19 protein-coding genes are annotated in these 17,963 nt (G+C 57.5%); 17 read left to right on the top strand and 2 right to left on the bottom strand.

The annotated features are described in order from the left end of the window. Positions 1–10 precede the first annotated feature (10 nt). The 10 genes from fabD to ptsG all read left to right on the top strand — a co-directional run bounded on the left by fabD (position 11) and on the right by ptsG (position 9,476). Positions 11–943 (top strand): ACP S-malonyltransferase, encoded by a 933-nt coding sequence (gene fabD / locus RT657_RS02635; RefSeq protein ID WP_313652305.1) that lies wholly within the window; start codon positions 11–13, stop codon positions 941–943. Positions 944–953: 10 nt separating this feature from the next. Next, positions 954–1,688: a 3-oxoacyl-ACP reductase FabG gene (gene fabG / locus RT657_RS02630; RefSeq protein WP_313652303.1), complete on the top strand. Its 735-nt coding sequence runs from the start codon at positions 954–956 to the stop codon at positions 1,686–1,688. A gap of 154 nt (positions 1,689–1,842) precedes the next feature. Continuing rightward, the gene (gene acpP, locus RT657_RS02625) at positions 1,843–2,079 is read left to right on the top strand and encodes an acyl carrier protein (RefSeq protein ID WP_003849865.1); all 237 of its coding nucleotides are present in this window, start codon (positions 1,843–1,845) and stop codon (positions 2,077–2,079) included. An 86-nt stretch (positions 2,080–2,165) separates the two neighbouring features. Next, entirely contained in the window at positions 2,166–3,407 is a 1,242-nt protein-coding gene (gene fabF / locus RT657_RS02620) for a beta-ketoacyl-ACP synthase II (protein WP_313652301.1), read from the top strand. A gap of 90 nt (positions 3,408–3,497) precedes the next feature. Beyond that, on the top strand, positions 3,498–4,313 hold the full coding sequence (gene pabC, locus RT657_RS02615) for an aminodeoxychorismate lyase (protein WP_313652299.1): 816 nt from the start codon (positions 3,498–3,500) through the stop codon (positions 4,311–4,313). Beyond that, positions 4,310–5,329: an endolytic transglycosylase MltG gene (gene mltG, locus RT657_RS02610; protein WP_313652297.1), complete on the top strand. Its 1,020-nt coding sequence runs from the start codon at positions 4,310–4,312 to the stop codon at positions 5,327–5,329. The genes pabC and mltG overlap by 4 nt, the downstream gene beginning before the upstream one ends. Beyond that, entirely contained in the window at positions 5,319–5,951 is a 633-nt protein-coding gene (tmk, locus tag RT657_RS02605) for a dTMP kinase (protein ID WP_313652295.1), read from the top strand. The genes mltG and tmk overlap by 11 nt, the downstream gene beginning before the upstream one ends. Next, positions 5,951–6,940 carry a DNA polymerase III subunit delta' gene (gene holB / locus RT657_RS02600; RefSeq protein WP_313652293.1) on the top strand — a complete coding sequence of 330 codons (990 nt, stop codon included), beginning with the start codon at positions 5,951–5,953 and terminating at the stop codon, positions 6,938–6,940. Before tmk ends, holB begins: the two co-directional genes overlap by 1 nt. Positions 6,941–6,958: 18 nt before the next feature. Further along, positions 6,959–7,750 (top strand): metal-dependent hydrolase, encoded by a 792-nt coding sequence (locus RT657_RS02595; protein WP_313652290.1) that lies wholly within the window; start codon positions 6,959–6,961, stop codon positions 7,748–7,750. Between the two features lie 289 nt (positions 7,751–8,039). Next, positions 8,040–9,476: a PTS glucose transporter subunit IIBC gene (ptsG, locus tag RT657_RS02590; RefSeq protein ID WP_313652287.1), complete on the top strand. Its 1,437-nt coding sequence runs from the start codon at positions 8,040–8,042 to the stop codon at positions 9,474–9,476. Between the two features lie 54 nt (positions 9,477–9,530). Here the strand turns inward: ptsG and RT657_RS02585 are convergent, their stop codons facing one another. Both RT657_RS02585 and RT657_RS02580 read right to left on the bottom strand, forming a co-directional pair. Beyond that, entirely contained in the window at positions 9,531–10,670 is a 1,140-nt protein-coding gene (locus RT657_RS02585) for a glycoside hydrolase family 88 protein (RefSeq protein WP_313652285.1), read from the bottom strand. After that, positions 10,651–12,267 carry an MFS transporter gene (locus RT657_RS02580; RefSeq protein ID WP_313652283.1) on the bottom strand — a complete coding sequence of 539 codons (1,617 nt, stop codon included), beginning with the start codon at positions 12,265–12,267 and terminating at the stop codon, positions 10,651–10,653. Before RT657_RS02580 ends, RT657_RS02585 begins: the two co-directional genes overlap by 20 nt. Positions 12,268–12,623: 356 nt before the next feature. Between RT657_RS02580 and hinT the strand changes: the two genes are divergently transcribed. From hinT to RT657_RS02545, 7 genes are all read left to right on the top strand, one after another. After that, positions 12,624–12,974, top strand: coding sequence for a purine nucleoside phosphoramidase (gene hinT / locus RT657_RS02575; protein ID WP_313652281.1), 351 nt, complete (start codon positions 12,624–12,626; stop codon positions 12,972–12,974). A gap of 18 nt (positions 12,975–12,992) precedes the next feature. Beyond that, entirely contained in the window at positions 12,993–13,361 is a 369-nt protein-coding gene (locus RT657_RS02570; protein WP_313652279.1) for a YcfL family protein, read from the top strand. 11 nt (positions 13,362–13,372) lie between these two features. Further along, complete coding sequence (lpoB, locus tag RT657_RS02565) at positions 13,373–13,972, top strand: penicillin-binding protein activator LpoB (protein ID WP_313652277.1); 600 nt, start codon at positions 13,373–13,375, stop codon at positions 13,970–13,972. Between the two features lie 16 nt (positions 13,973–13,988). After that, entirely contained in the window at positions 13,989–14,771 is a 783-nt protein-coding gene (gene thiK / locus RT657_RS02560) for a thiamine kinase (RefSeq protein WP_313652697.1), read from the top strand. A 39-nt stretch (positions 14,772–14,810) separates the two neighbouring features. Then, entirely contained in the window at positions 14,811–15,851 is a 1,041-nt protein-coding gene (gene nagZ, locus RT657_RS02555) for a beta-N-acetylhexosaminidase (protein WP_313652275.1), read from the top strand. A 40-nt stretch (positions 15,852–15,891) separates the two neighbouring features. Then, positions 15,892–16,434, top strand: a complete 543-nt coding sequence (ycfP, locus tag RT657_RS02550) for an alpha/beta hydrolase YcfP (protein ID WP_313652272.1) — start codon at positions 15,892–15,894, stop codon at positions 16,432–16,434. A gap of 212 nt (positions 16,435–16,646) precedes the next feature. Further along, a complete protein-coding gene (locus tag RT657_RS02545; RefSeq protein ID WP_313652269.1) occupies positions 16,647–17,951 on the top strand; it encodes an NAD(P)/FAD-dependent oxidoreductase in 1,305 nt (434 codons plus the stop codon). The last annotated feature ends 12 nt before the right edge of the window (positions 17,952–17,963 follow it).

The raw sequence follows: 17,963 nt of genomic DNA, 5'->3' as shown, positions 1-17,963 counted from the left end.
GGAACGAAAGATGACGCAATTTGCATTTGTTTTCCCCGGTCAGGGTTCACAGACTGTAGGCATGCTGACTGAATTAGCGGCAAGCTATCCGCTGGTGGAAGAGACCTTCCGCGAAGCCTCTGACGCACTGGGATATGACCTGTGGCAGTTAGTGAGTCAGGGTCCGGCCGAAGAGCTGAACAAAACCTGGCAGACGCAGCCTGCGCTGTTAGCCGCCTCCGTGGCTATCTACCGGATCTGGCAGCAGCAGGGCGGTGAACAGCCTCAGCTGATGGCCGGTCACAGTCTGGGTGAGTACTCGGCGCTGGTCTGCGCGGGTGTCATCAACTTCGCTGATGCGGTGAAGCTGGTTGAGCTGCGCGGCAAACTGATGCAGGAAGCGGTGCCGGAAGGCACCGGCGCAATGCAGGCGATTATCGGTCTGGATGACGCGGCGATCCGTAAAGCGTGTGAAGAGAGCGCGCAGGGTCAGGTCGTTTCACCGGTTAACTTTAATTCGCCGGGCCAGGTGGTCATCGCGGGTAACAAAGAAGCCGTTGAGCGTGCCGGTGCAGCCTGTAAAGCGGCGGGCGCGAAGCGTGCCCTGCCACTGCCGGTCAGCGTGCCTTCTCACTGTGCGCTGATGAAGCCCGCTGCGGACAAACTGGCCGTGGCGCTGGAGAGCATCACCTTTAATGCACCTGCGGTGCCAGTGATTAACAATGTCGATGTAAAAGCTGAAACCGACGCAGCGGCTATCCGTCATGCGCTGGTTCGCCAGCTCTACAGCCCGGTCCGCTGGACCGAGAGCGTGGAAGCGATGGCGGCTCAGGGCGTCACGCAACTGCTGGAGATGGGCCCAGGCAAAGTCCTGACCGGTCTGACGAAACGCATTGTCGATAGTCTGACCGCGGCTGCCGTAAACGACACGGCATCCCTGTCAGCGGCACTCGGTAAGGAATAAGAGGAAAATCATGAGCTTTGAAGGTAAAGTTGCGCTGGTAACCGGCGCGAGTCGCGGCATTGGTCGTGCGATTGCAGAAACCCTGGCGGCACGCGGTGCTAAAGTGGTCGGAACTGCAACCAGCCAGAGTGGCGCCGACGCCATCAGTGCTTACCTTGGCGACAAGGGTAAAGGTCTGTTACTGAATGTAACTGACACAGGCTCAATTGACAGCGTTTTAGAGAATATTCGCGCGGAATTTGGCGAAGTGGATATCTTAGTCAATAATGCAGGCATTACGCGTGATAATCTTCTCATGCGCATGAAGGACGATGAGTGGCAGGATATCCTGGATACTAACCTCACATCGGTATTCCGCCTTTCTAAGGCGGTTCTGCGTGCCATGATGAAAAAACGCGTGGGCCGTATCATCACCATTGGTTCCGTTGTCGGCACCATGGGTAATGCGGGTCAGGCAAACTATGCGGCAGCAAAAGCGGGTTTGATTGGCTTTAGCAAATCACTGGCGCGCGAAATCGCGTCACGTGGCATTACCGTCAACGTCGTGGCTCCAGGCTTCATTGAGACTGACATGACGCGGGCACTGAACGAAGATCAACGTTCCGGTATTTTGGCGGAAGTCCCTGCGGGTCGCTTAGGCGATGCACAGGAAATCGCCAATGCTGTGGCATTTTTAGCCTCTGACGAAGCAGCCTACATCACAGGTGAAACGCTGCACGTCAATGGCGGAATGTACATGGTCTGATAAATCACGAAAACATTTGCTTTATTTGCGGTTAAAACCGCAAAATAACGCAAAATCGTGGTTCGACCAGCCGGGATTTTGTTGCATCTTTTTCACCATTTTATACACTACGAAAACCATCGCGTAAGCGAGTTTTGATAGGAAATTAAATAGTATGAGCGATATCGAACAACGCGTTAAGAAAATCATCAGTGAGCAGCTGGGTGTGAAAGAGGAAGAAGTCACCAACTCTGCATCTTTCGTAGAAGACCTGGGTGCCGATTCTCTTGATACCGTTGAGCTGGTGATGGCTCTGGAAGAAGAGTTTGATACTGAGATTCCAGACGAAGAAGCTGAGAAAATCACTACCGTTCAGGCAGCGATCGACTACATCAATAGCCATAAAGGCTAATGAATACCTTCAGGCGGTCGCTCGACCGCCTGATTTTTTTTATTTGTCCCACATAGTTCCCTATTTTCCCTCCCTGGAGGACGAACGTGTCTAAGCGTCGTGTAGTTGTGACTGGTCTTGGCATGTTGTCTCCTGTCGGCAATACCGTAGAGTCTACCTGGAGTGCTCTCCTTGCCGGTCAGAGCGGCATTAACCTGATCGACCATTTTGATACCAGTGCTTATGCAACGCGTTTTGCAGGTCTGGTAAGAGATTTCAATTGTGATGAGTTCATCTCGCGCAAAGATCAGCGCAAGATGGATGAGTTCATCCAGTACGGCATCGTGGCCGGTATTCAGGCTATGCAGGACAGCGGTCTGGTTGTGACCGAGGAAAATGCAAGCCGTATGGGTGCAGCAATTGGTTCCGGCATTGGTGGCCTGGGCCTGATTGAAGAGAACCACTCTTCACTGGTCAACGGCGGCCCACGCAAAATCAGTCCGTTCTTTGTGCCTTCAACCATTGTCAACATGGTGGCGGGTCATCTCACCATTATGTATGGCCTGAAAGGTCCAAGCATCTCTATCGCGACAGCCTGTACCTCTGGTGTGCATAACATCGGGCATGCCGCACGTATCATCGCCTATAACGATGCTGACGTGATGCTGGCCGGTGGCACAGAGAAAGCCAGTACGCCATTGGGCGTGGGTGGTTTCGGTGCAGCACGCGCTCTTTCAACCCGCAACGACAACCCACAAGCGGCCAGCCGCCCGTGGGATAAAGATCGTGATGGTTTCGTACTGGGTGACGGCGCGGGCATTGTGGTACTCGAAGAGTACGAGCATGCGAAAAAACGTGGTGCGAAAATCTACGCGGAAATCGTTGGTTTTGGCATGAGCAGCGATGCTTACCACATGACGTCACCGCCCGAAGATGGTTCAGGCGCTGCGGCGGCGATGGTCAACGCACTGCGTGATGCACAGCTTACGCCTGAGCAGATCGGCTATGTCAACGCCCACGGCACTTCTACGCCAGCGGGTGATAAGGCTGAAGCGCAGGCGGTGAAAGCCGTATTTGGGGCAGCCGCCAGCAAAGTGATGGTGAGCTCAACCAAATCCATGACCGGGCATCTGCTGGGTGCAGCGGGCGCGGTAGAATCGATCTACTCGATTCTGGCACTGCGCGACCAGGCTGTTCCACCGACCATTAACCTCGACAATCCGGATGAAGGCTGCGATCTCGATTTCGTGCCGCACACCGCGCGTCAGGTTTCCGGCCTGGAGTACACACTGTGCAACTCCTTTGGCTTCGGCGGTACCAACGGTTCCCTGATCTTCCGTAAGGTGTAATCGTTCAGATAGCTGACAAGGCCCGCGATGCGGGCCTTTTTTTATCCTGCGGCGGGCGCTGACAGGGTGGATCGGGCTCAGGAGAGAACCATGTGGATTAACGGGATCAGACAACCGTCGCTGGCAGCCACCGATCGGGGCCTGCAGTTCGGCGATGGCTGCTTTACCACCGCCGCTGTACGTCAGGGCAAAATCGTGCTGCTGGAAAGTCATCTTCAGCGACTCAGAGAGGGCTGCGAACGGTTGTGGATCGGCGGGGTTGACTGGCACCGGCTCGAAACAGAGATGAGGGCCGCCGCGCAGCTGCAGGCCCAGGCGGTTCTGAAGGTGATTATCAGCGCGGGCAGCGGCGGACGCGGCTACAGTCGTCAGGGCTGTGGCGAACCGACCCGGATTATTTCACTGGCCCCCTGGCCGCAGCACTATATCGGTTTGCAGCAGCGGGGCGCCTCACTCCGCATCAGCCCCATCCGTCTGGCGCGAAACGCGCCGTTTGCCGGTATCAAACACCTTAACCGCCTGGAACAGGTGATGATTCGCGCTCATCTTGACCAGACGGACGCCGACGAGGCGCTGGTGCTTGACACTGAAGGTTGGGTGGTGGAATGCTGTGCGGCCAATTTATTCTGGCGCCAGGGCAGCCAGATTTTTACCCCCGATCTCTCAGCCTCAGGGGTGGATGGCATTATGCGGCGGCGTCTGATGGCGCAACTCGCGGCCACGGGCCAGACTTGCCGGGTAGTACAAAGCGAACCGGCGCAGCTGCTGGCCGCGGATGAAGTGGTGATATGTAATGCACTGATGCCGGTTCTGCCGGTGCGACAGATCGAGGCGGTACAGTTTACTGAGCGCCTGCTGTTTAATCAGCTGCAGGCAGGCTGTGAAAAGATAATGGAAGCATCATGACTCGAAGCAAAAAAGTTCTCGTGACCCTGCTGGTGATAGCAGGGCTCGCGGCGGTAGTGAGCTACTGGCAGATTAAGCAGTTTGCGGCAACCCCGCTGACGCTGCAGCAGGAGACGATCTACACACTGCCCGCCGGTACGGGCCGGGTGGCGCTGGAGGCGCAGCTGGAAGATCAGAAGATCATTCCGCGCAGCATCTGGTTTGGTGCGCTGTTGCGTCTGGAGCCGGAACTGGCCACCTTCAAGGCGGGAACCTATCGTCTGGAGCCGAAGATGACGGTACGTGGGCTGTTACAGCTGCTGGCCAGCGGTAAAGAGGCACAGTTCCCGGTGCGGTTTGTGGAGGGTCAGCGCCTCAAAGAGTGGCTGGGTGAGCTGCGTAAAGCGCCCTATATCCGCCATACGCTCAAAGACGATCAGTTTACCACGCTGGCCAGCGCCCTTAAGGTCGAGCCTGCCCAGCTGGAAGGTAACTTCTTTCCGGACACCTACCTCTATACGGCGAATACCACCGATATTGCACTGCTGGAACGTGCGCATGAGCGGATGAAAAAAACGATTGATGAGGTCTGGCAGGGACGGGCGGATAATCTGCCCTATAAAACGCCGCAGGATCTGGTGACGATGGCCTCTATCATCGAAAAAGAGACGGGCGTCAGCCAGGAGCGCGCTCGCGTAGCCTCGGTCTTTATCAACCGGCTGCGGACCGGGATGCGCCTGCAGACCGACCCTACCGTGATTTACGGCATGGGCGACCGCTACAACGGATCACTGACCCGTAAAGATCTTGAGACCGCCAGCGATTACAATACCTATATGATTAACGGTCTGCCGCCGGGTCCAATCGCCATGCCAGGTAAGGCTTCCCTGCTGGCGGCCGCCCATCCTGAGAAAACGAACTATCTCTACTTTGTGGCTGACGGCAAGGGCGGTCATACCTTTACTACTAATCTGGCCAGTCATAATCAGGCGGTGCAGGTGTACCGGCAGATGCTAAAGGAAAAAAATGAACAGTAAGTTTATCGTCATCGAAGGCCTGGAAGGCGCCGGGAAGACCACCGCGCGTGATGCCATCATTGCCACACTGCAGGCCCGCGGCATCACTGACCTGGTCTTTACCCGTGAGCCGGGCGGTACGCCGCTGGCCGAACAGCTGCGTGTCCTGGTGAAGCAGGGCATTGAAGGTGAGCAGGTGACGGACAAAGCGGAACTGCTGATGCTCTATGCGGCACGGGTTCAGCTGGTGGAAACCGTGATCAAACCGGCGCTGGCTCGCGGTGCATGGGTGATCGGCGATCGCCACGATCTCTCCTCTCAGGCTTACCAGGGGGGCGGACGCGGGCTCGATAGCACGCTGATGCAGACGCTGCGCGACACCGTACTGGGCGACTTTCGTCCTGATCTGACGCTTTATCTGGATGTTACGCCGGAAATCGGCCTGCAGCGGGCACGGGCGCGCGGCGAACTGGACCGCATTGAGCAGGAGTCGCTGCGCTTCTTTGAGCGTACCCGCGCACGCTATCTGGCACTGGCGGAGAACGACCCCTCGATTCTGACGATTGACGCAACCCAACCCCTGAAAGACGTGACGTTGTCACTTCAGGCGGCTCTGATGCAGTGGCTATCGGAGCAGGCGTAATGAACTGGTACCCGTGGCTGAATCAGCCTTATCGCCATGTGATTGGTCAGCATCAGGAAAATCGTGCGCATCATGCGCTGTTGATCCAGGCGATGTCCGGCATGGGTGATGAAGCGCTGGTCTGGGGAATCAGTCGCTGGCTGATGTGCCAGCAGCCGGATGGCCTGAAAAGTTGCGGCGCGTGTCACGGCTGCCAGCTGATGCAGGCAAATACCCATCCGGACTGGTACCGGCTTGAGGCGGAGAAGGGCAAAAGTACCCTGGGCATCGATGCGGTGCGTCAGGTGACAGAAAAGCTCTATCACTTTGGTCAGCAGGGGGGCGCGAAAGTGGTCTGGCTGCCCGATGCCGCGCAGCTGACGGAAGCCGCCGCCAACGCCCTGCTGAAAACGCTGGAGGAGCCGCCTGCCAACAGCTGGTTCTTCCTCAGCAGCCGCGATCCTTCACGTCTGCTGGCGACGCTGCGCAGTCGCTGTATGACGCTGCCGCTGACGCCACCAGACGAGGGCCAGAGTCTGCTCTGGCTGAAAAAACACGTTTCACACGATGAACAGATGCTGCTGGCGGCGCTGCGGCTGAGCGCCGGTGCGCCCGGTGCGGCGTTAAGCCTGCTGGAAGCCGGGCCGTGGCAGGCGCGGCAGAAGTTGTGTGATGCGCTGCCCGGTGCGCTGCAGCACGACATTCTGCAACTGCTGCCGGTGCTGAATGCGGAGGATGCAGCCACCCGAATCGGCTGGCTGCTCTCCCTGCTGCTGGATGCGATGAAATGGCAGCAGAATGCGGCGCAGTGGCTGAATAATGGCGATCGCCAGGATGTCGTGCAGCTGCTGGCCGCGCACTTTTCGGCCAGCGCACTCGACAGCAGCACCCGTGCGTGGATGCGCTGTCGCGAGCAGCTACTGCATGTCGCCGCCGTAAATCGTGAACTCCTGCTGACGGATCAGCTTTTGAGCTGGGCAGAGACTGAAAAGCCTGCACTGATCCGCTAAACCTCTCTGAGACTATTTATGTTTATTGTTGATTCTCACTGCCATCTTGATGGCCTGGATTATGAAAAAAACCATTGTGACCTCGATGATGTGATTGCCAAAGCGGCGGCCCGGGACGTGAAGTTCATGCTGGCCATTGCCACGACGTTGCCGGGCTTTCATACCCTGAAAGCGCTGGTCGGCGATCGGCAGAACATTGCGCTCTCCTGCGGCGTGCATCCGCTGAATCAGGAGGAGGCCTACGACGTTGAGGAGTTTCGCCGGCTCTCCGCGGATCCGCGCGTGGTGGCGCTGGGTGAAACCGGACTGGATTACCACTATCAGCCTGAGACCCGCGAGCAGCAGCAGCGCTCTTTCCGGGAACATATCCGCACCGGTATTGCGCTGAATAAGCCGATTATCGTTCACACCCGCGATGCGCGTGACGACACGCTGGCGATTCTGCGCGAAGAGCAGGTGGAGCGCTGCGGCGGCGTGCTGCACTGTTTCACCGAGGATCAGCCCACGGCCGCGAAGCTGCTGGATATGGGCTTCTATATCTCCTTCTCCGGTATCGTTACGTTCCGTAATGCCGAACAGTTACGCGAAGCCGCTCGCTATGTGCCGCTGGATCGGATGCTGGTAGAAACGGATTCGCCTTATCTGGCACCAGTACCGTACCGCGGTAAAGAGAATCAGCCTGCTTATACCCGTGACGTGGCTGAATATCTGGCCGTCCTGAAAGGGGTGGATATGGAAACCCTGGCCGCCGCCACTACGCAGAACTTCTCTACGCTGTTTCATATCCCGATGAGCCAGCTGGGTGCCTGACCGCGTTTTATTTCAGTCTTTGTAATTAATCTGTCATCTGCGCCTATGACCCTGTTTTTAATGACAGGGTCAGCTTTTTATCGTCGATTAATCGTGCAGGTCAGTGAGAAATTTCGTAAAGTGCGCCGCCGGGATTGTTGAAACGTGATAGCCGTCAAAGTAACAGGCCGGTATTTATTTTACCCTTCGTAATAAATCAAAAGGCGGTCACCGCCACCCCGGCAAGGAATCCTCCCTCTTTGCCACGCGCACTGCGCAAATATGCACTCATACTCAGGAGCTTCACGCTATGTTCAAAAATGCTTTTGCCAACCTTCAAAAGGTCGGTAAATCGCTGATGCTGCCGGTTTCGGTTCTGCCGATTGCCGGTATTCTATTAGGGGTCGGTTCAGCCAATTTCAGCTGGTTGCCTGCAGTGGTTTCGCATGTAATGGCAGAAGCGGGTGGATCAGTGTTCGCCAACATGCCGCTGATCTTCGCGATCGGGGTGGCGCTGGGCTTTACCAACAACGATGGTGTGTCGGCGCTGGCCGCCGTTGTCGCCTATGGCATCATGGTGAAAACCATGGCGGTCGTGGCACCGCTGGTGCTGCATCTCTCTGCGGCGGAGATCGAGGCGAAACACCTCGCCGACACCGGGGTCCTGGGCGGGATCATCGCCGGTTCCATCGCGGCCTATATGTTCAACCGCTTCTACCGCATCAAGCTGCCTGAATATCTGGGCTTCTTCGCCGGTAAACGCTTTGTGCCGATCATCTCGGGTCTGGCAGCGATTGTGCTGGGCGTACTGCTCTCCTTCATCTGGCCACCTGTCGGTGCCGCGATTCAGGAGTTCTCACAGTGGGCGGCTTATCAAAACCCGGTTGTAGCCTTTGGTATCTATGGCGTCGTTGAACGCGCGCTGGTGCCATTTGGTCTGCATCACATCTGGAACGTTCCTTTCCAGATGCAGATTGGTGAATACACTAACGCGGCAGGTCAGGTCTTCCACGGCGACATCCCACGCTATATGGCGGGTGACCCGACCGCAGGCAAACTCTCTGGCGGCTTCCTGTTTAAAATGTACGGTCTGCCGGCTGCTGCGATTGCTATCTGGCACTCAGCAAAACCAGAAAACCGTGCCAAAGTGGGCGGTATCATGATCTCCGCTGCGCTGACCTCATTCCTGACCGGTATCACTGAACCGATTGAATTCTCATTCATGTTCGTTGCGCCGATCCTGTATGTCATCCATGCGCTGCTGGCGGGTCTGGCATTCCCAATCTGCATTCTGCTTGGCATGCGTGATGGCACCAGCTTCTCACACGGTCTGATCGACTTTATCGTACTGAGCGGTAACAGCAGCAAAATCTGGCTGTTCCCGGTTATCGGTATCATCTACGGCCTGGTTTACTACACCATCTTCCGTGTTCTGATCGCGAAGCTGGACCTGAAAACCCCTGGCCGTGAAGAGAGCAGCAGCAGCGAGCAGTCTGCGGCGACCGGCTCTGAAATGGCGGGCAAACTGGTGGCAGCGTTTGGTGGTAAAGAGAACATCACTAACCTGGACGCCTGTATCACGCGTCTGCGCGTCAGCGTTGCCGACGTGGGTAAAGTTGACCAGACCGAACTGAAAAACCTCGGCGCCCGTGGCGTGGTGGTGGCCGGTTCCGGTGTTCAGGCTATCTTCGGCACCAAGTCCGATAACCTGAAAACAGATATGGATGATTACATCCGCAGTATGTGATGCGTCACAGCAGTGAAAAAGCCCCGCCGCGCGGGGCTTTTTTTTGGGTCCAATTCAGAGCCAGGCGCGCAGGTATTCTGTCAGACAGAGCAGGGCCATCGCCTGGCCGTAGGGCATGGAGGTGAGGGGCACCATGCGGTAGTAATCCAGGTCGCTGCCCATTGCGGTGCCAAACGAGACCTGCTTCAGCTCGCCATCCTCATCGATATGCGCAATCACGCCGCGCAGCGCTTTCTCGGCCACCTCGCGATACGCTGCGGGCAGGTAACGCTTGCGGACGGCTTTCAGCATGCCATAGGCGAACCCGGCAGTGGCCGAAGCCTCCAGATAGCTATCGGGATCGTCGAGCAGGGTGTGCCATAAACCGCTGGAATGCTGGCAGTTGCGGAGTGCCTCAGCCTGTGTCTCGAGCACCTGCTGCAGAAAGCGGCGGGTGGCGTGATGCGCTGGCCAGTTCATCATCTCCAGAAAATCGGGGATCACGATCGTCACCCAGCTGTTGCCACGCGCCCAGCGCGCCCTGGCGAAGTTATGACAACCATCGAAGTTCCAGCCGTGAAACCACAGGCCGGTTTCGCGATCCATCAGATACTGCGTGTGCAACAGGAACTGATAGCTTGCCTCCTCGACCCACTCGTCGCGCTTGAGCAGCTGACCGATTTTAGCCAGCGCCATCACGCTCATCATCAGCGTGTCATCCCAGAGCTGCTGGCTGTTTTCGTTGTTGTAAACGATATGCTGCAGGCCGCCTCGCGCGGTACGCGGCATCTCATACATGACCCACTCTGCCCAGCGCTCCAGCACCGGCAGCCAGGCTGGGTTTCGGGTTTCTTCGTAACGGTAAGCCAGCGTCAGAAAAGGACAGACGGTGTTCACGTTCTTAGTCGGCGTCCCCTCCGCCAGACGCTGCGCGAACCATGCATCGATGATCGCCAGCATTTCCGCGTCACCGGTCTGCTGATAGTAGTGCAGCATGCCATACAGACCGATGCCGTGTGTCCATTCCCAGCCCGCCCAGCCTTTGGTATCGATCACCCGGCCATCGTCCAGCCTCAGCAGAAATTCGCCGGTTTCGTCGCGAATGTTAATCAGATTTTGTGTCAGCTTCTGAATCAGCTGAACGAGTTCGTGGCGCGGCAGCAGATACGTCGGCTGCCGCAGAAGGTGGCTCTGTTTAACGGGGTAAAGAATCATGATGTGTTCCTGTTAAGGTCGGGTTCAGAGAGGGCGTAACCGGGGCGCGGGCAGGATATGCAGCCGCCGCAGGCTTGTGACGGTTGAGAAAACCGATGTTGTTATTGCCCCACAGGTTTTCATAAGACATGCCTGCCAGCGTCTCTACGATGTCGCGCGCCGCTGGCGTGAGCGTTTCCGGTACGGTACGGTTCGCCTCACGCATTTTCAGCGTCTCCTGGCGCAGCACGGTGTGGGTCTGCAGGTTGAGCTTAAAGCGCAGTGACACCGCAAAGCCGCAGGCCAGCACGGCTAAAGTACCGAGGCTCAGAATCGCCAGAATCGTGTGGCTGACGGCGGGGAGCTGTGTCGGCTGACCCGAGACAAAGCCGGAGAGCTGCAGCACGATACCGACCAGCATGACGGCACCCGCCTGAGACGCTTTACGCGTCAGGGTCATGATGCCGGCAAAGATCCCCTCGCGGCGCTGACCGGTGATCACCTCATCCACGTCGGCGATATAGGTGTAGGTGTTCCAGGGCACATAGTTGATGCCGCCGCGCCCCAGCCCGGCCAGCGCGGAGATCGCGAACAGCAGCGAAAGATTGTCGTTCATGCCGGCATACCACAATCCGGCGTAGGAGAGCGCCGCCAGGCCGAACAGGATGGCGACCAGACGGTAGGCGGGCGCAGGCCCGATGCGGATGCAGAGCGGGATCATTACCATCACGGCGATAAACTGCAGCACTGCCATGGTGCCCATCAGACTGGAGGCAACCTGCGCGCTCTGCATCAGCACAAACACCACATACCAGGTAAAGACGGCGTTGAACACATCCTGAGCGATATAGCCGCCAAGATACATCCCGAGGTGCTGACGAAAAATGCGGATGCGCAGCGTCGACGCCAGTTCAACATAGAGCCGCCTGAGGTTCTGCGCCAGCGTCAGCTGCTGCTTTTCCTGCTCTGCACGGCGCGATTCGGCGGAAAAGTCATCGGGATGGCGCTCCCAGGTGAAGCACCAGACCAGCGTCAGCACCAGGGCGCAGATCACCGAGAACACCAGGCTGGCGTAGAAAAAGGAGAGAGGATTATCTTTGCCCAGCACCCCCAGCAGAATGCCGGGCAGAAAGGCGGCCAGAATCGCCGACAGCTGCGCCAGACCGATACGGGCACCGGAGAAGCGGGTTTTCTGCTTAAAGTCGTCGGTCATTTCCGGCACCAGGGTTTCGTACGGCACCAGAATCATGGTGTAGATGATATCAAACAGCAGGTAAGTGGTGAGATACCACCAGAAGCTCATGTCGCTGACCCACATCAGGCTGTAGCTGAACACGCAGGGGATACCCAGCAGAATAAAGAATCTGCGGCGGCCGAAGCGTCTGCCCAGCCAGGTTGAGCCGAAGTTGTCGGTCAGAAAGCCCATCAGTGGGCTGACCACGGCATCCAGCACGCGCGCCGCGGCGAAAATCAGCGTGGCCTGAATCGGCGTTAAGCCGCAGAAGGTGGTGTAAAAATAGAGCAGCCAGGCGGCGGTGAGCGCCGTGGTGCCTGCCCCCAGAAAATCGCCGGAACCATAGGCCAGATAGCGACCAATACCAATTTTACGTGAGCGCATAGCGGATGCTCCTTGAGGTTAGAGGGCAATTTATCCCTGGTGATGTTGGCCATCTCACCCGGACTGGTTAGCAAAGTAGAGCTGACGGACGCGCTAAACCTTCGTAATCTGGCTAGGGCTGGCAAAAAAGTGGCAATGAGAGAAAGAAAAGGGGGGCGGGATTCTAATTTATAAAACGGCGTTTCATTTATGTAGGGAGCAGCGTGCGGCGCTGCCAGCGTAACGCAGGCGGGTGAGAGTGGCATCACTGCTGCAAAGGCAGGCGAACAATGCAAGAAAAGTGGTCCTGAGGTTGAAAGAAAACAAATTTCTCCCGCATACTCATTAATTACGACTCAGGCTAAAGGAATTGCACCATGGCTGAAGAAACCATTTTTAGTAAAATTATCCGCCGCGAAATCCCCGCTGACGTGGTGTATCAGGATGAGCTGGTCACGGCCTTCCGCGACATCTCGCCCAAAGCGCCGACCCATATTCTAATCGTGCCGAATGTGCTGATCCCGACGGTGAACGAGGTGGAAGCGGCACACGAACATGCGCTGGGACGGATGTTCACCACAGCGGCGAAAATCGCCCGCCAGGAAGGAATCGCTCAGGATGGCTATCGTCTGATCGTGAACTGCAATCAACATGGGGGTCAGGAGGTTTATCACATCCACATGCATCTGGTGGGTGGCGAACCGCTGGGCCCGATGCTCTCAAACTGACCATAACGGAAACGTGCTATGCGATCCTGGCTGACTGGCCTGCCGATCCTGCTCTGCCTGACGGCGTGCAGCAGTGATAAACCGATGATCAATACCTCACAGTCACTGGTGATGGAATCCGCTGTGCTGTCAGCAGGGATCATCACCGATGAGCCCACGCTGGATGAGCACGACGGACTGAAACGCGCGACCAGCGTGCTCTATAATCAGCGCGAAGCCCCGGTCGTTGTCCACTATCGTTATTACTGGTATGACGACAAAGGACTGGAAATCACTCCGCAGGAACCGGCGCAGACCGTGACCGTGCCCGCGCAGGGAAGTATTGTCGCCGCCTCGCAACTGGGTAACCTGACAGCCAGCAAGGTTCGTCTTTATCTCTATCTTTAAGGATCTTCTACGTGATACGCAGTGTGAATCGTACCGGAGCGCTTCTGATGGCGCTCATTCTGACCGGCTGTGTGGTGAAACAGCAGCAGCCTGCACCGGTTGAGCCGACTCAGCCTGTGGAGCCGGTGCAGCCCGTTCCGCAACCTGAACCGCAGCCCGTACCGCAGCCGCAACCGGTGCCTCAGCCACCGAAACTGGTCACCATTAACTGGGATGCCAGCGTTCAGCCGCTGGTGGCGAAGATGCTGCAGGCCGCCAGCGCCGAGCCGGGCAGCGTGCTGCTGGTCGACCGGGTTAAAAACAGCACCAACGGTGCGCTGCAGAGCGAGAAAGCCACGTCGGCTATCCAGAATGCGCTGAATAATAACGGCAAATTCACCCTGGTTTCCGCCGATCAGCTGGCGCAGGCGAAGCAGGCGCTGGGCTTATCGCCAGATGACAGCCTCAACTCACGCAGTAAAGCGATTGGCCTGGCGCGCAACGTCAACGCGCAGTATGTGCTGTACAGCAACGCCAGCGGCGATGTTAAAGCGCCGACTCTGCAGATGCAGCTGATGCTGGTTCAGACCGGCGAGATCATCTGGTCCGGCAACGGCATTGCCCAGAATTAATGTTGCGCTGCAGCGGATGATCGGGCAGGTCACCGGCGAGTCTGATAAGGCGTCTGTTACGCCGCTCGCGGGTCTGACCGGCCACAGCCAGAAGATTGTTACCCCGGGCGCCACCTTTATCGCGCGGGCAGCGCCGCAGCCGGTTATCCCGTTTGTGGACCGGCAGCGCGAATTCCGGCTGTTACGAAAACTGCGTGCCAGCGGCCTTGCGCCGCAGCCCGTGGCGGGCAATCCGCAGGGAATTATTCTGAGCTGGTCTCCGGGCGAGGCGCTGGATCCGTTGCGCTTCAGTCAGCAGCGACCGCAGATTCTGGCACTGCTGCAGCGGCTTCATCAGCAGCCGCTGACCGGCTATCGCCTGCCGCTGCTGCCGCTGTTATGGCGCTACTGGCAGCTGACGCCGCAGCGCAATCACCGCTGGCTACGGTCGCTCAGGCGTCTGACGCAGCAGGGGGAACCGCAGCCGCTGCGGCTGGCACCGCTGCACATGGATTTGCATGCCGGCAATGTCATTGAGGGCCCGACGGGGCTGCGGCTGATCGACTGGGAATATGCCGCAGATGGCGACGTCGCGCTGGAACTGGCGGCGATCTGTGCCTGCGATCCGCAGCATCAGCACGACTGGCTGGCTGGTTATGCCGACGCGATGCAGCTGCCGATGACCGCGCTGGCGCAGCAGGTCAGACGCTGGCAGCCCTGGCTGCGTCTGCTGATGGCGAGCTGGTATCAGCTGCGCGCCGATCAGTGCGACGACGCCACCTTACAACAGCTGGCTCAGCAGAGCTGGCAACAGATTTAATCGCGTGACGCCCTTGCGTCGCGCTACAGGATTCAGGTTATGAAATCACATTTGCCCGGCCCGCTGATGCTCGACGTCGGCGGCTATGAACTGGATGGCGAAGATCGCGAGATCCTGCAACATCCGCTGGTCGGCGGGTTAATTTTGTTTGCCCGCAACTATCACGATCCTGCCCAGCTTGCCGAGCTGGTGCGTCAGATCCGCGCCGCGTCGCACACCCGGCTGGTGGTGGCGGTGGATCAGGAGGGGGGGCGCGTGCAGCGTTTCCGCGACGGTTTCACCCAGTTGCCCGCCATGCAATCTTTTGCGGCGCTGCACGACGCAGAGACCGCAGGCGAGCTGGCACAGCAGGCGGGCTGGCAGATGGCCGCCGAGATGATCGCGATGGATATCGATATCAGCTTCGCGCCGGTGCTCGACGTGGGCCATATCAGCGCCGCAATCGGCGATCGATCTTTCCATGCCGATCCGGCCATCGCCCTGGCCGTGGCGCGCCGCTTTATTGCGGGAATGCACGAGGCGGGCATGAAAACCACCGGCAAACATTTTCCAGGGCATGGCGCAGTCAGCGCCGATTCGCATAAAGAGACGCCGCGCGATCCACGCGATGAGAAGACGCTGCGCGAGCATGACATGGCGATCTTCAGCAGCCTGATTACGGAGCAGGCCCTGGATGCCATCATGCCTGCCCACGTCATCTATACCGACATCGATCCGCTGCCTGCCAGCGGTTCGCCTTACTGGCTTAAAACCGTGTTGCGCGAGCAGCTGAGCTTCGACGGCGTAATCTTCTCCGACGATCTCTCAATGGAGGGCGCTGCTGTGATGGGCAGTTATGCGGAGCGGGCGCAGCAGTCGCTTAATGCGGGATGTGACATGGTGCTGGTCTGCAATCAGCGCCAGGGGGCCATCAGTGTGCTGGATAACCTGATCCCGGTCAGTTCAGAACGGGTTACCCGGTTGTATCATCAGGGCAGATTTACCCGCGATGAGCTGCAGGCAACGCATCGCTGGAAAAACAACGCCCGGCAACTGAGTGAACTTCAGGAACGCTGGCTGGCTCATAAGGCGTCGTGGTAAACAGTGACTGCCCGGCGCTATCACGACCCTGAGGATTATCATGATCATCTATCTGCACGGTTTTGATTCCAGTAGCCCAGGTAATCACGAAAAAGTGCTGCAACTGCAGTTTATCGATCCTGACGTCAGGTTACTCAGTTACAGCACCCGCCATCCGAAACATGATATGCAGTTTCTGCTGAAAGAGACTGACAGGATGCTGATGCAGTCTGACGACGATTGCCCGCTGATCTGTGGCGTCGGGTTAGGCGGTTTCTGGTCAGAACGCATCGGCTTTCTGTGCGGCATCCGCCAGGCAATCTTTAATCCCAACCTTTATCCGCATGAAAACATGGAAGGGAAGATTGACCGGCCTGAGGAATATCTGGATATCGCTACCAAATGCGTCAGCGATTTCCGCGAACGTAACCGTGGTCGCTGTCTCACCTTTCTCTCCCGGCAGGATGAGGTGCTCGACAGCCAGCGCAGCGCCGATCATCTCCGGCCCTTTTATGAGATCGTCTGGGATAAGGCGGAAGGGCACAAATTTAAAAGCCTCTCATCCCATCTTCAGCGGATAAAATCTTTTAAAACAGAAAGTTAAACAGAACAGGCACCGCTGGGTGCCTGTTTTTATCACGTAATTATCTGAGTTTTATTTTCCTGTTTTGATCTATATCAATATTCTTATGTTCTCCTCTTCCCGCCATGCTATTCTGCCAGCAGATTGCGATTTTAACTTCGCCAACCCTATGTTTCTTAAGGTTTAATTTAACCTTTGGTTAACTTTTGGTTCACAATTTGAGGGGGTCTTTGTTGACTACGTCCATTAAGAAAATTGTTATTGTCGGAGGGGGAGCCGGCGGCCTTGAAATGGCCACGCAGCTGGGTCATAAACTGGGGCGCAAAAAGAAGGCCGAGATTATTCTGGTCGATCGCAACCACAGCCATCTGTGGAAGCCGCTGCTGCATGAAGTAGCGACCGGCTCTATGGATGAAGGCATTGATGCGCTGAGCTATCTGGCACATGCCCGTAATCACGGGTTTGAGTTCCAGCTGGGTTCCCTCACCGACATCGACCGCAGCCGGAAAGTGATCCGTCTGGCTGAAGTGGTGAACGCGCAGGGCGAAGTGCTGGTGCCGCAGCGGGAAGTCGCCTATGACCAGCTGGTGATGGCGCTGGGCAGTACCTCAAACGATTTCGGTACGCCAGGCGTTAAAGATCACTGTATTTTCCTGGACAATCCGCATCAGGCGCGCCGTTTCCACAATGAGATGCTCAACCTGTTCCTGAAGTTCTCTGCCAGTGAAGGCAGGCAGGAGAAAGTGAACATCGCCATCGTCGGCGGTGGCGCCACCGGCGTTGAGCTCTCTGCTGAGCTGCATAATGCGGTGAAGCAGCTGCACAGCTATGGATTCAAAGGCCTGGGACGTGAAGCGCTGAATGTGACGCTGGTCGAGGCGGGCGAACGTATTCTGCCTGCGCTGCCACCGCGCATCTCCGCCGCCGCGCATCAGGAGCTGACCAAACTGGGTGTGCGCGTGTTGACGCAGACCATGGTCACCAGTGCTGAACACAACGGCCTGAACACCAAAGGCGGCGAGTTTATTGAGGCCGATCTGATGGTCTGGGCCGCCGGGATCAAGGCGCCTGACTTTATGAAAGAGATCGGCGGACTGGAAACCAACCGCATCAATCAGCTGGTGGTTAAAGAAACGCTGCAGACCACGCTGGACGATGACATCTACGCGATTGGCGACTGCACCTCCTGTGCGCTGCCGGGCGGCGGCTTCGTGCCGCCTCGCGCCCAGTCTGCGCATCAGATGGCCTCACGCGCGATGGATAATATCCTGGCACAGCGTGCCGGTAAGCCGCTGAAAGCCTATGTCTATAAAGATCACGGCTCGCTGGTGTCGCTCTCGCGCTTCAGTACGGTCGGCAGTCTGATGGGCAACCTGATGCGCGGTTCGATGATGGTGGAAGGGCGGATTGCGCGCTTTGTCTATATCTCGCTCTATCGTATGCACCAGATCGCGCTGCACGGTTATTTTAAAACCGGCCTGATGATGCTGGTGGGCAGCCTCAACCGGGTAATCCGCCCGCGGCTTAAGCTGCACTAAATCTCTGCGCGG

The organism is Pantoea sp., from assembly GCF_032114055.1.
Classification (GTDB): Bacteria; Pseudomonadota; Gammaproteobacteria; order Enterobacterales; family Enterobacteriaceae; genus Pantoea.
The sequence above is the reverse complement of the archived record's forward strand: the minus strand, read 5'-3'. Positions and strand labels throughout refer to the sequence as shown.

Bases quoted from the DNA above. Each gene is read 5' to 3' on its own strand.
- fabD (WP_313652305.1), top strand. From the start codon at position 11: ATGACGCAATTTGCATTTGTTTTCCCCGGTCAGGGTTCACAGACTGTA.
- fabG (WP_313652303.1), top strand. From the start codon at position 954: ATGAGCTTTGAAGGTAAAGTTGCGCTGGTAACCGGCGCGAGTCGCGGC.
- acpP (WP_003849865.1), top strand. From the start codon at position 1,843: ATGAGCGATATCGAACAACGCGTTAAGAAAATCATCAGTGAGCAGCTG.
- pabC (WP_313652299.1), top strand. From the start codon at position 3,498: ATGTGGATTAACGGGATCAGACAACCGTCGCTGGCAGCCACCGATCGG.
- mltG (WP_313652297.1), top strand. From the start codon at position 4,310: ATGACTCGAAGCAAAAAAGTTCTCGTGACCCTGCTGGTGATAGCAGGG.
- tmk (WP_313652295.1), top strand. From the start codon at position 5,319: ATGAACAGTAAGTTTATCGTCATCGAAGGCCTGGAAGGCGCCGGGAAG.
- holB (WP_313652293.1), top strand. From the start codon at position 5,951: ATGAACTGGTACCCGTGGCTGAATCAGCCTTATCGCCATGTGATTGGT.
- RT657_RS02595 (WP_313652290.1), top strand. From the start codon at position 6,959: ATGTTTATTGTTGATTCTCACTGCCATCTTGATGGCCTGGATTATGAA.
- ptsG (WP_313652287.1), top strand. From the start codon at position 8,040: ATGTTCAAAAATGCTTTTGCCAACCTTCAAAAGGTCGGTAAATCGCTG.
- RT657_RS02585 (WP_313652285.1), bottom strand. From the start codon at position 10,670: ATGATTCTTTACCCCGTTAAACAGAGCCACCTTCTGCGGCAGCCGACG.
- RT657_RS02580 (WP_313652283.1), bottom strand. From the start codon at position 12,267: ATGCGCTCACGTAAAATTGGTATTGGTCGCTATCTGGCCTATGGTTCC.
- hinT (WP_313652281.1), top strand. From the start codon at position 12,624: ATGGCTGAAGAAACCATTTTTAGTAAAATTATCCGCCGCGAAATCCCC.
- RT657_RS02570 (WP_313652279.1), top strand. From the start codon at position 12,993: ATGCGATCCTGGCTGACTGGCCTGCCGATCCTGCTCTGCCTGACGGCG.
- thiK (WP_313652697.1), top strand. From the start codon at position 13,989: ATGATCGGGCAGGTCACCGGCGAGTCTGATAAGGCGTCTGTTACGCCG.
- nagZ (WP_313652275.1), top strand. From the start codon at position 14,811: ATGAAATCACATTTGCCCGGCCCGCTGATGCTCGACGTCGGCGGCTAT.
- ycfP (WP_313652272.1), top strand. From the start codon at position 15,892: ATGATCATCTATCTGCACGGTTTTGATTCCAGTAGCCCAGGTAATCAC.